The 14,007-nt window shown below is 58.8% G+C and carries 17 protein-coding genes; 5 read left to right on the top strand and 12 right to left on the bottom strand.

Annotated features, from left to right (window positions below; genetic code table 11):
• Nucleotides 1-537: an RNA pyrophosphohydrolase gene (gene rppH, locus BN1134_RS06380; protein ID WP_042046030.1), complete on the bottom strand. Its 537-nt coding sequence runs from the start codon at nt 535-537 to the stop codon at nt 1-3.
• Nucleotides 538-1,251: 714 nt separating this feature from the next.
• Between rppH and mutH the strand changes: the two genes are divergently transcribed.
• Both mutH and BN1134_RS06370 read left to right on the top strand, forming a co-directional pair.
• Nucleotides 1,252-1,932: a DNA mismatch repair endonuclease MutH gene (gene mutH / locus BN1134_RS06375; RefSeq protein ID WP_042046028.1), complete on the top strand. Its 681-nt coding sequence runs from the start codon at nt 1,252-1,254 to the stop codon at nt 1,930-1,932.
• An 82-nt stretch (nt 1,933-2,014) separates the two neighbouring features.
• Nucleotides 2,015-2,338: an isoamylase early set domain-containing protein gene (locus tag BN1134_RS06370; RefSeq protein WP_042046026.1), complete on the top strand. Its 324-nt coding sequence runs from the start codon at nt 2,015-2,017 to the stop codon at nt 2,336-2,338.
• Nucleotides 2,339-2,396: 58 nt separating this feature from the next.
• Here the strand turns inward: BN1134_RS06370 and rplS are convergent, their stop codons facing one another.
• The 5 genes from rplS to ffh form a co-directional block, all read right to left on the bottom strand.
• Nucleotides 2,397-2,744, bottom strand: a complete 348-nt coding sequence (gene rplS / locus BN1134_RS06365; protein ID WP_042046023.1) for a 50S ribosomal protein L19 — start codon at nt 2,742-2,744, stop codon at nt 2,397-2,399.
• A gap of 32 nt (nt 2,745-2,776) precedes the next feature.
• On the bottom strand, nt 2,777-3,526 hold the full coding sequence (gene trmD / locus BN1134_RS06360) for a tRNA (guanosine(37)-N1)-methyltransferase TrmD (protein WP_042046022.1): 750 nt from the start codon (nt 3,524-3,526) through the stop codon (nt 2,777-2,779).
• A 30-nt stretch (nt 3,527-3,556) separates the two neighbouring features.
• Nucleotides 3,557-4,078, bottom strand: coding sequence for a ribosome maturation factor RimM (gene rimM / locus BN1134_RS06355; RefSeq protein WP_084214728.1), 522 nt, complete (start codon nt 4,076-4,078; stop codon nt 3,557-3,559).
• Nucleotides 4,079-4,104: 26 nt separating this feature from the next.
• Complete coding sequence (rpsP, locus tag BN1134_RS06350) at nt 4,105-4,353, bottom strand: 30S ribosomal protein S16 (protein ID WP_042046019.1); 249 nt, start codon at nt 4,351-4,353, stop codon at nt 4,105-4,107.
• A gap of 177 nt (nt 4,354-4,530) precedes the next feature.
• Complete coding sequence (gene ffh / locus BN1134_RS06345) at nt 4,531-5,904, bottom strand: signal recognition particle protein (protein ID WP_042046018.1); 1,374 nt, start codon at nt 5,902-5,904, stop codon at nt 4,531-4,533.
• A 196-nt stretch (nt 5,905-6,100) separates the two neighbouring features.
• Between ffh and BN1134_RS06340 the strand changes: the two genes are divergently transcribed.
• Both BN1134_RS06340 and BN1134_RS06335 read left to right on the top strand, forming a co-directional pair.
• Nucleotides 6,101-6,889 carry a cytochrome C assembly family protein gene (locus BN1134_RS06340; protein ID WP_042046017.1) on the top strand — a complete coding sequence of 263 codons (789 nt, stop codon included), beginning with the start codon at nt 6,101-6,103 and terminating at the stop codon, nt 6,887-6,889.
• Nucleotides 6,890-6,932: 43 nt separating this feature from the next.
• Nucleotides 6,933-8,210 (top strand): HlyC/CorC family transporter, encoded by a 1,278-nt coding sequence (locus BN1134_RS06335; protein WP_042046016.1) that lies wholly within the window; start codon nt 6,933-6,935, stop codon nt 8,208-8,210.
• Nucleotides 8,211-8,234: 24 nt separating this feature from the next.
• Here BN1134_RS06335 and BN1134_RS06330 read toward each other — a convergent pair whose 3' ends face one another.
• A complete protein-coding gene (locus tag BN1134_RS06330; RefSeq protein WP_042046015.1) occupies nt 8,235-8,699 on the bottom strand; it encodes an Rrf2 family transcriptional regulator in 465 nt (154 codons plus the stop codon).
• A 109-nt stretch (nt 8,700-8,808) separates the two neighbouring features.
• Between BN1134_RS06330 and hmpA the strand changes: the two genes are divergently transcribed.
• The gene (hmpA, locus tag BN1134_RS06325) at nt 8,809-9,996 is read left to right on the top strand and encodes an NO-inducible flavohemoprotein (protein ID WP_042046014.1); all 1,188 of its coding nucleotides are present in this window, start codon (nt 8,809-8,811) and stop codon (nt 9,994-9,996) included.
• Between the two features lie 38 nt (nt 9,997-10,034).
• On the opposite strand, the gene BN1134_RS06320 is transcribed toward hmpA, so the two are convergent.
• The 5 genes from BN1134_RS06320 to BN1134_RS06300 all read right to left on the bottom strand — a co-directional run bounded on the left by BN1134_RS06320 (nt 10,035) and on the right by BN1134_RS06300 (nt 13,993).
• Nucleotides 10,035-10,688, bottom strand: coding sequence for a tetratricopeptide repeat protein (locus BN1134_RS06320; RefSeq protein ID WP_156991694.1), 654 nt, complete (start codon nt 10,686-10,688; stop codon nt 10,035-10,037).
• A 104-nt stretch (nt 10,689-10,792) separates the two neighbouring features.
• Nucleotides 10,793-11,728, bottom strand: coding sequence for a malate dehydrogenase (gene mdh, locus BN1134_RS06315; RefSeq protein ID WP_042046012.1), 936 nt, complete (start codon nt 11,726-11,728; stop codon nt 10,793-10,795).
• A gap of 208 nt (nt 11,729-11,936) precedes the next feature.
• Complete coding sequence (artM, locus tag BN1134_RS06310) at nt 11,937-12,599, bottom strand: arginine ABC transporter permease ArtM (RefSeq protein ID WP_042046010.1); 663 nt, start codon at nt 12,597-12,599, stop codon at nt 11,937-11,939.
• A gap of 2 nt (nt 12,600-12,601) precedes the next feature.
• Nucleotides 12,602-13,252, bottom strand: a complete 651-nt coding sequence (artQ, locus tag BN1134_RS06305; RefSeq protein ID WP_042046008.1) for an arginine ABC transporter permease ArtQ — start codon at nt 13,250-13,252, stop codon at nt 12,602-12,604.
• A gap of 3 nt (nt 13,253-13,255) precedes the next feature.
• Nucleotides 13,256-13,993 (bottom strand): lysine/arginine/ornithine ABC transporter substrate-binding protein, encoded by a 738-nt coding sequence (locus BN1134_RS06300; RefSeq protein ID WP_042046006.1) that lies wholly within the window; start codon nt 13,991-13,993, stop codon nt 13,256-13,258.
• Nucleotides 13,994-14,007 lie beyond the last annotated feature (14 nt).

Raw genomic sequence — 14,007 nt, 5'->3', positions numbered from 1 at the left:
TCAACGCGGGCGATGCCGTCGCCCCTCCTTTTTCCCCTGCCTGGGTACGGCCGGCTGTGACATCGGCATGGCCACAGGGGCGAACTCTTTCATCACCCGGCGATAGACTTCGCGCTTGAACGAAACCACCTGACGTACCGGATACCAGAAACTGACCCAGCGCCAGTCATCAAACTCCGGGTGGCCATGGCAGCCAAACTCAATGTGGGACTCCTTGCCCTGCCCAAGCAGCAGCAGGAACCACTTCTGTTTCTGGCCTATGCAGACCGGTGAACTGTCCCAGCGAACCAGGCGTTTGGGCAGGCGGTACTTGAGCCAGTTTCGACTGGTCGCCAGGATGGTGACATCCTCGGGCTTGAGACCGATCTCTTCGTAAAGCTCGCGATACATGGCTTGCTCGGGCGTCTCTCCATCATCCACGCCCCCCTGCGGAAATTGCCAGGAGTGCTGGCCGTAGCGCTTCGCCCACAACACCTGCCCATCACGGTTACAGATCACGATGCCGACATTGGGACGAAACCCGTCACCATCAATCACGTGATCACCTTAAGGCTAAATCTAATTGGGATGATTGTTCCATATTCATCTGATGGCGGCAAACCACCTCGGAACAGGGTTCATCATGAATAACTTTACTTTTCAAGCTGACTTATAAACATTTTTCGTGGCAGATCAGATAGAGTTTCCCACCTGTTCTGTGGAAAAAGCTTGGGATATCTTGGTATAGCTACCATTTTCCTGCACGGGATCATCCCGCTGCCACTCGATTCACCGTCTTTTGCTAAGATAATAATCCATGTAAAAACATTAAGATACAGCATAAAAAAGGATCCTTTACCGAGTTCAGGATCCAGACAAGATCCGACAGGATCGTTGTGAACAAGTTTGACTGCTCAAAGAATAAACAAAGCGATTTTATCCACAGATCATGCCCATAATATCGACCGGAATGGCTGTAAAAATGGTCTGGCCCTCACACTATTTTCTTTGATAAATGCTTTTACCGCCCTTCCCATCCACTTATCCCATTTTTTTGTGGATAAGTGTGTGCACCAACCTTGCCCAACCATGGGACAAGCGGAGCACAATTAAAACGTAGCGGGAACCTGACGATAAAAATCAAATAAGGCATTGATAGTAAACAATATTTAACTTAGACATGGTTTTGGAACCCATTCCCAGCCAGCCTGGCATTTATGTTCAAAAAACCACCAAAAGGACGCCGTGCGACAATTCCGGTAAACTGCCCACATGAAAGCACCTTCTCCCCCCCACAATAAACAGCTCCTGCTGGAACGCGCCGATGCCCTGGCCGGCCTCACCCTAGGTGAATTGGCGGCCATGGCGGGTCAGCCGGTTCCCCGCGATCTACGCCGCCACAAGGGGTGGATCGGTCAACTGCTCGAGTGGCACCTAGGCGCCAGCGCCGGCAGTAAACCGGAGCAGGACTTTCCCGACCTCGGCATCGAACTCAAGACGATCCCCATCGATCCTTTCGGTAAGCCGCTCGAGACGACCTTTGTCTGCGTGGCACCACTCGTGGGGGTATCCGGGTTGGCCTGGGAGCACTCCAATATCCGCAACAAGCTATCCAGGGTGCTGTGGATCCCGGTCGAAGGCTCCCGCACGATCCCGCTGGCCGAACGCCGCGTCGGTATGCCGCTGCTGTGGAGTCCCTCCCGTGAAGAGGAGGCGCTGTTACGTCAGGATTGGGAAGAGCTGATGGACATGATAGTGCTGGGCGAGGTGGAGCAAATCACGGCGCGCCACGGTCAGGTGTTGCAACTGCGACCCAAGGCGGCCAATGGGCAGGCACTGACCCGTGCCATCGGCCACGATGGTGAGCCGACACTGACCCGCCCGCGCGGCTTCTATCTGAAAATTGCGTTCACCCATGCCCTGCTGCGCAACTATTACGCAGGTATGGGATAACTCGCAAACTAACACCTTTATCACTAAATGGTGTAAAACTGTTCTCCGCCAATGGATTCGCATCATGAACAGAGGAGCCCCCATGTCGCTGATAAAGCAATTCCTGAAGTCACGTCCCGAGGTAAAAGTGACCTTCGTGGTCACCCGTGAAGCCGCCGGAGATGCCCATCAGGTCTTCCTGCTCGGAGAGTTCAATCAATGGCAACCGCATGCCATGCGCCGACTCAAAAGCGGTGAGTTCAAGACCACCCTCAATCTGCCCACGGATGAACAGGCGCAGTATCAGTTCTGCTACCAGTTGATTGATGAGGCCGGTACCGAGCGCTACGACAATGACTGGGAAGCGGATGCCTACGTGCCCTGCCCCTACGGTCGGGATAACTCGGTCGTTCAGGTACAGCCCTGATCCTGCGGCAACAAAAAAGGCTCGCCAATGGCGAGCCTTTCTTTGCTTCCTGTCGGAATTAGTTGAGCTTCTCTTTGATACGAGCAGCCTTACCGGACAGGTTACGCAGGTAGTACAGCTTGGCGCGGCGAACGTCACCACGACGCTTCACTTCCACGCTGTGGATCAGCGGGGAGTGGGTCTGGAATACACGCTCAACACCTTCGCCGTTGGAGATCTTGCGAACGGTGAAAGCGGAGTGCAGACCGCGGTTACGCTTGGCAATGACAACGCCTTCGAAAGCCTGCAGACGCTCTTTACCACCTTCTTTTACGCGAACTTGAACACGTACGGTGTCGCCCTGGGCAAAAGCCGGGATGTCGGTACGCAGTTGCTCTTGTTCAAGCTGTTGAATAATCTTGCTCATTGTCTTTTCCTACCTAGGGTTAACTGATAACTCTACTTAACGATGTCATGCTGTTCGCGGACATACTCGGCAAGAAGTGATTCTTGCTCGTCAGTCAGAGCTAGGTTGTTAATTAGTTCCGGCCTTCTCTGCCAGGTCCGTCCCAGAGACTGTTTCAGGCGCCAGCGCTTAATCAGCGCATGGTTACCACTCAACAACTCTGACGGCACCGTCAGTCCATCCAACACCTCGGGTCTGGTGTAGTGGGGATGATCCAGCAGGCCATCCGTGAAGGAGTCCTGCTCGGCACTTGCCTGATCCCCCAAGACACCTGGAACCAGCCGCGAAACCGCGTCGATCAGGGTCATGGCAGGCAGTTCGCCGCCACTGAGCACGTAATCACCGATGGACCACTCTTCGTCGACCTCGGTCTGGATTACCCGCTCGTCGATACCTTCGTATCGACCGGCCACCAGAATCAGCTTCTGGTTAACCGCCAGCTCGGTCACGCCAGCCTGTGTCAGCTTGCGCCCCTGCGGTGAGAGATAGATGACTTTCGCCCCGTCACCTGCCGCCTGCTTGGCCGCGTGAATCGCATCACGCAGCGGCTGAACCATCATCAACATACCGGGCCCACCACCGTAAGGACGATCATCGACCGTGCGGTGTTTGTCGTGGGTAAAGTCCCGAGGGTTCCAGCACTCAATCTGCAACAGGCCATTCTTGACGGCCCGACCCGTTACCCCGTGTTCGGTGATGGCTCGGAACATTTCCGGGAAGAGGCTTATGACCCCAATCCACATCTGAAACCTCCGCCCCCGAATATCAGGGAACTAGAAACCAGGATCCCAATCTACTTCGATTGTTTTGGCAGCCAGATCCACGTTGAGGATCACCTGCCCTTCCAGAAACGGCAGCAGCCGCTCCTTTTTGCCAAAGGCATCTTTTACATTCGCCATGACAACCAGCACATCGTTAGAGCCGGTCTCCATCAACTCGGTCACCTTGCCAAGGTCATACCCCTTGGTGGTCACTACGGTGCAACCGATGAGGTCACGCCAGTAGAACTCCCCTTCGGGTAGATCCGGCAGCAGTTCCGGTTTGACGCCAATCTCGAGATTGGTCAGGGCGAGGGCATCTTCGCGCAGATCGATACCATCGAGCTTGCAAATCAGACCCTTGTTGTGGCGTTTCCAAGCAGAAACCTGGATTTCACGCCACTCCCCATGTTGCTGAATCAGCCAGGGGGTGTAATCGAAAATCGCTTCGGCAACATCGGTGAAGGAGTTCACTTTGAGCCAGCCCTTGATACCGTAAACGGTACCCAGCGTGCCCATGACTACAGGTTTTTCCACCTCGGACTCCTTACCAATCAGACTGATTAAGCAGCCTTGCGGGCGTCTTTGATCAGCTTGGCAACGCGATCAGACAGGGTGGCGCCAGTGGCAACCCAGTGGTCGATGCGAGCCATGTCCAGGTTCAGCTTTTCAGCTTGGCCGGCGGCGATCGGGTTGAAGAAGCCAACACGCTCGATGAAGCGGCCGTCACGGGCGTTACGGCTATCGGCAACTACTACCTGGTAAAACGGACGCTTTTTCGCGCCGCCACGTTGTAAACGAATGGTTACCATATCGTCCTCATAAACATCAAATGAACAAGGCCCGCAAACACGCGGACCCTAGCTTAAAATAAGCCGCATAATTCTACTTGGATTCGGGACAAATGCAACCGAACCTGCCACTTTTTGCCCAACCCGAACAACAAGGGGCTCGCCATGGCGAGCCCCTTCCATCTGGAGGATCGGGTGTCAGAATCCGCGACCACCACCAAAGCCTGGCGGCATCATGCCCCGCATCTGTCCCATCATCTTGCGCATGCCCCCCTTGCCGGACATCTTCTTCATCATGCGCTGCATCTCGGTGAACTGCTTGAGCAGGCGGTTGACCTCCTGCACCTCGACACCGGCACCGGCGGCGATACGGCGCTTGCGCGACCCCTTGATGATGTCAGGGTGGGCACGCTCCTTGCGGGTCATGGAGCTGATGATGGCCTCCATGCGCACGGTCAGCTTGTCATCCATCTGATCCTTGACGTTATCCGGCAGCCCCGACATGCCTGGCAGCTTGTCGAGCAGCCCCATCATGCCGCCCATGTTGCGCATCTGGGCCAGCTGCTCGCGAAAGTCCTCGAGATCGAACCCCTTCCCTTTCTTGACCTTTTCGGCCAGCTTGGCGGCCTTCTCCTTGTCGACGTTACGCTCCACCTCTTCGATGAGGGAGAGCACGTCCCCCATGCCGAGGATACGGGAGGCCAGCCTGTCCGGATGGAACGGCTCGAGGGCATCGGTCTTCTCACCGACCCCGATAAATTTGACCGGTTTGCCTGTGATGTGGCGAACCGAAAGGGCAGCACCGCCACGGGCATCACCGTCGGCCTTGGTGAGGATGACACCGGTCAGCGGCAGCGCTTCACTGAAGGCCTTGGCGGTATTGGCTGCATCTTGACCGGTCATGGCATCGACCACGAACAGGGTCTCGATCGGCTTGATGGAGGCGTGGAGATCCTTGATCTCCTCCATCATCTCGCCATCCACGTGCAAGCGGCCTGCGGTATCGACGATCACCACGTCATAGAACTTTCTACGGGCATGATCGACGGCGGCATTGGCGATATCGACGGGCTTCTGGGTCGCCTCACTCGGGAAAAAATCGACCTCGATGTCGCTGGCCAGGGTTTCCAGCTGCTTGATGGCGGCCGGGCGGTAAACGTCGGCACTGACCACCAGCACTTTTTTCTTATTGCGCTCTTTCAGGAACTTGGCCAGTTTAGCCACCGAGGTGGTCTTACCGGCCCCCTGCAAGCCCGCCATCAGGATGACTGCCGGTGGCTGCGCCGCCAAATTGAGCGCTTCGTTGGCCTCCCCCATCACACCGACCAGCTCACCGTGGACGATCTTGATGAAGGCCTGCCCCGGGCTCAGCGACTTGGCCACTTCCTGGCCCACCGCCCGCTCCTTGACGCGCGCCACGAAATCACGCACTACCGGCAGGGCAACGTCGGCCTCCAGCAAGGCCATGCGCACTTCGCGCAGGGTCTCTTTGATGTTCTCTTCGGTGAGGCGGCCACGGCCACTGATGTTGCGCAGGGTGCGCGAGAGTCGATCTGTCAAATTCTCAAACATGACGCGTTCCGAATGTTCTGGCGTTGCAAATTGGCGGCATTATAACCCAGCATCGTCCTCGGCACGATGGTGAGCTGGCCCCATGTCAACAGAGATGGGGGCAGGATCCGAGCTGTACAACTGGCGACCATACCTCAGCAGAGGGTATACTGCCCATCTTGAGCCCATTAGCGTTTACCTGGCAACGACTTACCCCATGATCGCCTCCTCCCTACTGGCATTGGCCTTTTATCTGCTGGCCAGCATCGCCACCCTGCATCTGCTGCTCAATCCCGGCAGACGAGGGCACGGGCAGCTGTTTGCGTGCGGTGCACTTGCCCTGCTCAGCCACGCCATCTTGCTGACTCAGGAGGTCATGACCCAATCAGGGCAGAACCTGAGCATGCTCAACGTGGCGTCGCTCATCAGCCTCATCATCAGTGCCTTCATGACGGGTATAGTCCGTCGTGTCAACGGCTGGATACTGCTGCCGGTCGTCTACGGCTTCTCGGCCCTGCTGATCGTGGCCGATACCCTGATCCCGAGCCGCTACATCACTCATCTGGAGAACCACCCCCAACTGCTGTTGCACATCGGTCTGGCGCTGTTGGCCTACTCGGTGCTCTCCATCGCCAGCCTGTTTGCCTTGCAGCTGGCCTACCTCGACTATCGGCTCAAATCGCGCAAGCTGACCCAGTTACCCTCCATGCCACCGCTGATGTCGGTCGAACAGCGCCTGTTCCAGCTGATGACGGTCGGCCTGTTCCTGCTCACCCTCTCCATCGCCTCCGGCCTCTTCTTCCTCCACGACATGTTTGCTCAAGGCAAGGCGCACAAGGCGATCCTCTCGATTGTCGCCTGGTGTACCTATGTGCTCGTGTTATGGGGGCATCATGTGCATGGTTGGCGTGGCCGCCGCGTCGCCTGGCTGAGCCTGCTGGGAGGGTTCATCCTCACGCTGGCTTACTTTGGAAGCCGTTTCGTCAAGGAAGTCATCCTGAGCTGAGCCGGCCTGCGCCGGCTCACCTGTTCCACCATGGGAGACACTCTTGGATAGCATATCGACAAGCACCCTTCTCATTACGCTGGTGCTGCTGATCCTCTTTTCCGCTTTTTTCTCCAGCTCCGAAACCGGCATGATGTCGCTCAACCGCTACCGGTTGCGCCATCTGGCCCAGAGCAAGCACAGCGCCGCCCGCCGGGTGGAGAAGCTGCTTGAACGCCCGGACAAGCTGCTCGGCCTCATTCTCATCGGCAACAACCTGGTCAATATCCTGGCCTCGGCCATCGCCACCGTGGTCTGCATCCGCTTGTTCGGCGATCTCGGGGTGGCAGTGGCCACGTTTGGCCTGACCATCGTCGTGCTGATCTTCGGGGAGGTCACTCCCAAGACGTTGGCGGCCATGTATCCGGAGAAGGTGGCCTACCCGGCCTCCATCGTGCTGAAGTTCCTGATGGTGCCGCTCTATCCCTTTGTGCAACTGATGAACGGCATCACCGGCCTGTTGCTCAAACTGCTGCATCTCAAACCCGGTGGCGATCACAACCTCAGCAGTGATGAGCTGCGCACCATCGTCAACGAGGCGGGCAATCTCATCCCCCAGCATCACCAGGATATGTTGCTCAGCATTCTGGATCTCGACAAGGTGCAGGTTGAGGACATCATGGTGCCGCGCAGCGACATCTATGCCATCGACATCAACGATGACTGGAAGGTCATCGTGCGCAAACTGATCCACAGCCCGCACACCAAGGTGCTGCTCTATCGGGACAACATCGACGACGTGGTGGGCTTTCTGCACGCCCGCGATGCCCTGCGCCTGTTGGCCAAGGAGCAGTTCAACAAGTCGAGCCTGCTGCGCGCGGTCAAAGAGATCTACTTCATTCCGGAAGGAACGCCACTCAATGTGCAGATGGCCAAGTTCCAGCGCAACAAGGAGCGCATCGGGCTCATCGTCGACGAGTACGGCGATATTCAGGGGCTGGTAACGCTGGATGACATTCTGGAAGAGATCGTCGGCGACTTCACCACCTCGATGGCGCCGGCACCGAGCGACGAGATCCATCCCCAGCCAGATGGCACCTTCCTGGTCGAGGGGGGCGTCAGCATCCGTGAGCTGAACAAGGAGATGGAGTGGCATCTGCCGACCGATGGGCCACGCACCCTCAACGGCCTGATCCTGGAGTACCTGGAAGACTTGCCCCAGCCCAACATCAGCATGCGACTGGCTGGCTACCCCATCGAGATCGTTGAGGTAGAGCAGAACATGGTGAAGCTGGCCCGCATCATGCCAGCCTGGTACCAACCCACTAGCGACGAGGCATAACGCCGCGCTCAGGGGGGCCGCTCGTTATTCGAGCGGCTCCTCTTCCACCATCAGGGTGGGAATGAGCTCCCCGAACACCTGTTGCAGCTCGGCCTTGTTGGCCAGCAGCGCTTCCAGCGAGTAACCATCCATCACGCCCAGGAAGGCGTTCATCGCCTCCTTCAGCGCATTTTTCAGCAGACAGACCGAGACGATGTGGCAGGCCGGTGAGCCGCAGTCGATGCCGTCCAGGTTCCCCTCCAGCTCGCGGATCACCGCCCCAATGTTCACCTCGGCCGGTTTGACCGCCAGCCAGATCCCCCCGTTCTTACCCCGTTGGGAACCCAGATAGCCCAGCTTCACCAGCTGGTTGATCACCTTGACCATGTGGTTGCGGGAAACGCCGTAAAGGGCCGAGACCTTGGCCACACTGGACAACTCTCCCTCCGGCAGGGTGGCCAGATAGAGCAGAGCCCTCAATCCAAAATCGGTATAGCTGGTCAGTCTCATATATGTGTCCGCACGCATGGCACCATGCGTATTGATCCAAATCAAATAAACATCTAGGATGCCACTTCATTAAATGGCATTTTACATGTTCAATTAAACGGAGATCATGATGCTGGATCCACAGATCATTGCAACCATCAAGAGCACCATCCCTCTGCTGGAGTCTGCCGGGCCAGCGCTGACCCAGCACTTCTACCAGCGCATGTTCCACCACAACCCCGAGCTGAAGGATGTGTTCAACCTGGCGCACCAGCACAGCGGTGGCCAGCCGGTGGCCCTGTTCAACGCCGTGGCGGCCTATGCCCGCAACATCGACAACCTGGGCGCCCTCACCGGCGCGGTCGAGCGCATCGCGCACAAGCATACCGGTTTCATGATCCAGCCGGAACAATATCACATAGTGGGTAGCCATCTCTTAGCCACGCTCAAAGAAGTGGGCGGTGACGCGGTGAGCGACGAGATCCTGTATGCCTGGGAACAGGCCTATGGCCTGCTGGCCTCGGTCTTCATCGGCCGCGAGGAGCAGCTCTATACCGAGCGCGCCGAAGCCAAAGGGGGCTGGCGTGGCACCCGAGCCTTCATCGTGCGCGAGAAGCGGGCCGAGTCCGAACTCATCACCAGCTTTGTTCTGGAGCCCAAGGATGGCCAGCCGGTCATCGACTTCATGCCGGGCCAGTACCTGAGCTTGCAGCTGACCCATCCCTGCCTCGCCAACACCGAGATCCGCCAGTACTCCCTCTCCGATGCCCCCAACGGCCACAGCTACCGCATCAGCGTCAAGCGTGAAACCAATGGCCAGGTTTCCAACCTGCTGCACGACCAGATCCAGCCGGGCGACGAGCTGGCCGTGATGCCGCCGGCCGGGGATTTCACCCTAACCGCCGATGCACAGACCCCTGTGGTGCTGCTCTCGGCCGGGGTCGGCCTCACCCCCATGTTGGCGATGCTCAATCAACTGCTGGCCGGTGAACACCAGGCTGAGATCCGTTGGTTGCACGCCTGCGAGCACGGCGGCGTGCATGCCTTCGCAGAGGAGGTGGCCAGCCAGAGCGCCACCCACCCACGACTCGCGGCGCGCACCTGGTATCGCACCCCGCGCGCCGAGGATGCCGGCCGTTTCGACTTTCACGGCACCCTGGATCTCGAGCAGGTCAACGCCTTGTTGCCGGCCGGCGCCCACTACTACTTCTGCGGCCCCACCGGTTTCATGCGAGCCATCAAGAGCCAGCTCGTGGCGCGCGGTGTACCGGGTGAGCGTATCCACTACGAATGCTTCGGCCCCCATCAGGAGCTGTAAAAGAGCAGGGGGAGTGCCACGGCACTCCCCCTTTCCTATCAACGTATCGCTTCTGCCTTCTGCACCACGTTGGCCGGCATCCGCCCCTCCAACCTGGCCAGCAGGGTACTGGCCTGGCGATGCAGCGCCTGATCGCCGATCACCGCATTGTGCAGCCAACGATAGGCATCCTCATAATCAAGCGGGCTGCCATGACCTGCCAGCAAAAACTCGACCCACTCCAGCTGGGCCTTGAGAAACCCGGCCCCCGCCGCCTCACGCAGCAGCACCTCGGCGCGCTGCAAATCTTTCTGCACCAGAGTGCCTTTCCAGTAGTAGCGCCCCAGTTGCTCGAGGGCGGGAGCCAGCCCCTGATCGGCGGCATCCCACATGTACTGCACACCGAGTTCGGCATTGCGTTGGGTACAAACGCCCCATGCCAGCATGTCGCCCCACAGGAACTGATAGGCGGGCAGTTTCATCACCTCGGCGCGCGCCTCGATATCCTGAGTCAGCTGACACTTGTCCGCCTTCACCCTGGCCAGGTGCTTGCCCTGCTCAATCCAGTCGAGCAGATCATCCTGCCGGTAGATCTGCACCACCTGGAGCGACGGGTCGACCGCCGGCTGCGGGGGCCGCGCCACCGGTATCTCTTCGGCGGCCTGTGCCAGCGAGAGCATGCCCCACAGGGATATCCAGAGCTTTCTCTTCATACAACCCTCCTGCTATCCCCGTTTATCGGCCGCCCGGCGTCAGGCTTGAAGCCGGAACAATGCAAAAGGGGAGCCGAAGCTCCCCTTTTTCGCATGACCGTGACTTACTTGACGAAGTCGATACCGAGCTGGATATCAGCCTTGAGGGTATCCAGCATGCTCGCCATGGCCTGCTGTTCGAAGGCGCTCAGCTTGCCGTAATCCAGCACAGCCTCGATGCCGTTCTTGCCAAGATGTACCGGCTGGGCGAAGAAGGTGGCGTGCTCGCCGTTGCCTTCCACATAAGCGCACTCGATCACATTGGCCTCGCCTTGCAGACCCTTGATCAGCGACAGGCCGAAGCGGCAGGCCGCCTGACCCATAGAGAGGGTCGCAGAGCCGCCACCGGCCTTGGCTTCCACCACTTCGGTACCAGCGTTCTGGATGCGCTTGGTCATGGCGGCGACCTCTTCCTCGGTGAAGGAGGCCCCTTCCACCTGGGAGAGCAGCGGCAGTATGGTGGTGCCACTGTGGCCACCGATGACATTGACGCGAACGTTATCGACGTTCAGCCCCTTGGCCTCGGCAACAAAGGTCTCGGCACGGATCACATCCAGCGTGGTGATACCGAACAGGCGATGCTTGTCATAGACACCGGCTTTCTTGAGCACTTCGGCCGCGATGGCCACCGTGGTGTTAACCGGGTTGGTGATGATGCCGATCAGGGCCTTCGGGCAGGTGGCTGCGCACTTTTCGATGAGGTTGCGCACGATACCGGCGTTGATGTTAAACAGGTCGGAGCGATCCATGCCGGGCTTGCGGGCCACACCGGCGGAGATCAGCACCACATCGGCGCCTACCAGGGCCGGAGTGGGATCTTCACCGCTGAACCCCTTCACCTTGACGTCGGTCGGGATGTGGCTGAGATCCACGGCAACCCCCGGGGTGACAGGCGCGATATCGTACAGGCTCAGTTCGGCGCCAGCCGGCAGACGGTTCTTCAGTAGCAGAGCAAGGGCCTGGCCGATACCACCAGCGGCACCCAGAACGGCAACTTTCATGATCAACTCCCTGTTTAAGCGTAGGTTGGAAGGCATTATGTTCTTGTGCGCCTCACCTTACTGGATCACCCCAGAAAAAACAATCTGATAACAGGGACAACTTCGGGTTCTGTGAGCCGCCGTACATGCGCGCCATTTTATCGGTCTCAATTACCCAAAAGTGGATATGAAACACGTTTTTTTTTCGTTTTTATGCTCGTTTGAGCGTTTACGACTGGAAACGGAGCGCCCGTTTTTCGCACCAGCGGAACAGCAGTGTTAACAAACCGTTCATACCCAGATAGAGGGCACCCGCAACCCCGAACACCGCCAGGGTGTCATAGGTCTGGGCATTGAGGCGCTGGGCCAGCCCCATGATATCCATGATGGTGATGGTGCTGGCGAGCGAGCTCCCCTTGATCACCAGGATCACCTCGTTGGAGTAGGCCGGCACCAGTCGCCGCGCCGCATGGCGCACCTTCATCCAGAGGGTTTGCCCGGCACTCATCCCGAGTGCGCGGCACGCCTCGACCTCACCGGCCGAAATGGCGTCGAGCGCCCCCTTGAACAGGCGGGTCGAGTAGGCGGCGGTGTTAAACGCCAGGGCCAGCATGGCGCAGAACCAAGGCTGCTTGAGCCACTCCCAGAGCCAGCTCTCCTTGATCCAGACAAACTGCCCGGGACCGTAATAGATGAGGAAGATCTGCACCAGCAGCGGAGTGCCGGTGAAGAGCAGGATCCACAGCTGTACCACCTGAGTTAACAGCACGACCCGGCGCTCCAGCGCCCAGGTCATCAGCAGGGCCAGGGTCAGGCCAACCAGCAGGCTGGCCGCGCTCAGGCCGAGGGTGGTGGTCATGCCCTCAAGCAGGGTGATGAGATAACCGAGCATGACTAGCCTCCGTAGCGGCGGGTATAGCGGGTGGCCCGCCCCAGCAGCCACTCGCTGCACAGGGAGATGACCAGATAGATGAGGGCCGCCGTGGCGTACCAAGTAAAGGGCTCGTAGGTGCTGGCCGACGCGAGCTGGGCCTGACGCATCAGATCATTGACCCCGATGAGGGAGATCAGCGCCGTATCCTTGAGCAGCACCAGCCACTGGTTGCCAAGACCCGGCAGGGCATGGCGCCATGCCTGGGGCAAGACGATACGCAGGAAAGTACGGGTTCGTCCCAAGCCGAGTGCCCATGCCGCCTGACGCTGCCCCATCGGCACCGCATTGAGGGCACCGCGCAGGGTCTGGCTGGCGTAGCTGGCAAACAGCAGCGAGAGCGCCAGCACGCCGCAGGCGAACGGGCTGAACTCCACATAATCACCGGTGATGAGAAACAGCAGCTGGGTCGAGCCGAAATAGATGAAGAGCACCACCAGGATCTCGGGCAGACCGCGGATCAGCGAGGTGAACAGCGCCACCGGCCAGACCAGCAGGCGCTTACCCGATAGCTCGGCGGCGCTCAGCAGTATGGCCAGCAGCAGGCCACCGATTAAAGAGGCCAGCCCCAGACCCAGGGTCATGAGGGTGGCCTGTAACAACAGTTGCAGCATGGATTAGTGGCTGAAGTACTTGTCGTAGATCTTCTGGTAGGTGCCGTTGGCCTTGACCGCCTTCAGACCCGCGTTGAGCTGGCCGAGCAGCTCGCCGTTACCCTTGGCTACCGCCATACCAAAACCGGTACCGAAGTACTTGGTGTCGGTCACCTTGTCGCCCAGCATGGCGTACTCGGGCTGCTTCTTGAGCCACTCGGCGGCCACGGCGGTGTCGGCAAAGACGGCATCGATACGGCCGTTAAGCATGTCGAGGAAGGCGTTCTGGTAGCTGGCGTAAGGCACGCTCAGCACCCCCTTGCTGGTCCAGTTGTCCTGCACATAGGTCTGGTGGGAGGTGCCGTTTTGCACACCCACAGTCCTCTGGGTCAGGGCCTCCGGGCTCTTGAAGGCGCCCTTCTTGCTCACGAACACGGCGGAGTTCTCGTAATAGATATCGGAGAAGTCGACCTGGGCAGCGCGCTCCGGCGTGATGTCCATGGCGGCGATGGCCACGTCATAACGACGGAACTTGAGGCTCGGGATCAGGCTGTCGAAGGCCTGGTTGTGGAAGGAGCACTCCAGCTTGGCCTCGGCGCAGATGGCGCGGGCCAGCTCGATGTCGAAACCTTGGAACTCGTTCTTGTCGTCGATGTACTCGAACGGCGGGTAGGTGGCTTCGGTCGCGAACTTCACTTCCTTGGCAACGGCCTGACCTGCCAGCATTCCCACGGCAGCCAACAGCAGTACGGCTTTTTTCATGACAACTTTCCTTA

Source organism: Aeromonas simiae, from assembly GCF_000820125.1.
Taxonomy (GTDB): domain Bacteria; phylum Pseudomonadota; class Gammaproteobacteria; order Enterobacterales; family Aeromonadaceae; genus Aeromonas; species Aeromonas simiae.
This window is presented reverse-complemented; position numbering and strand designations above follow the sequence as displayed.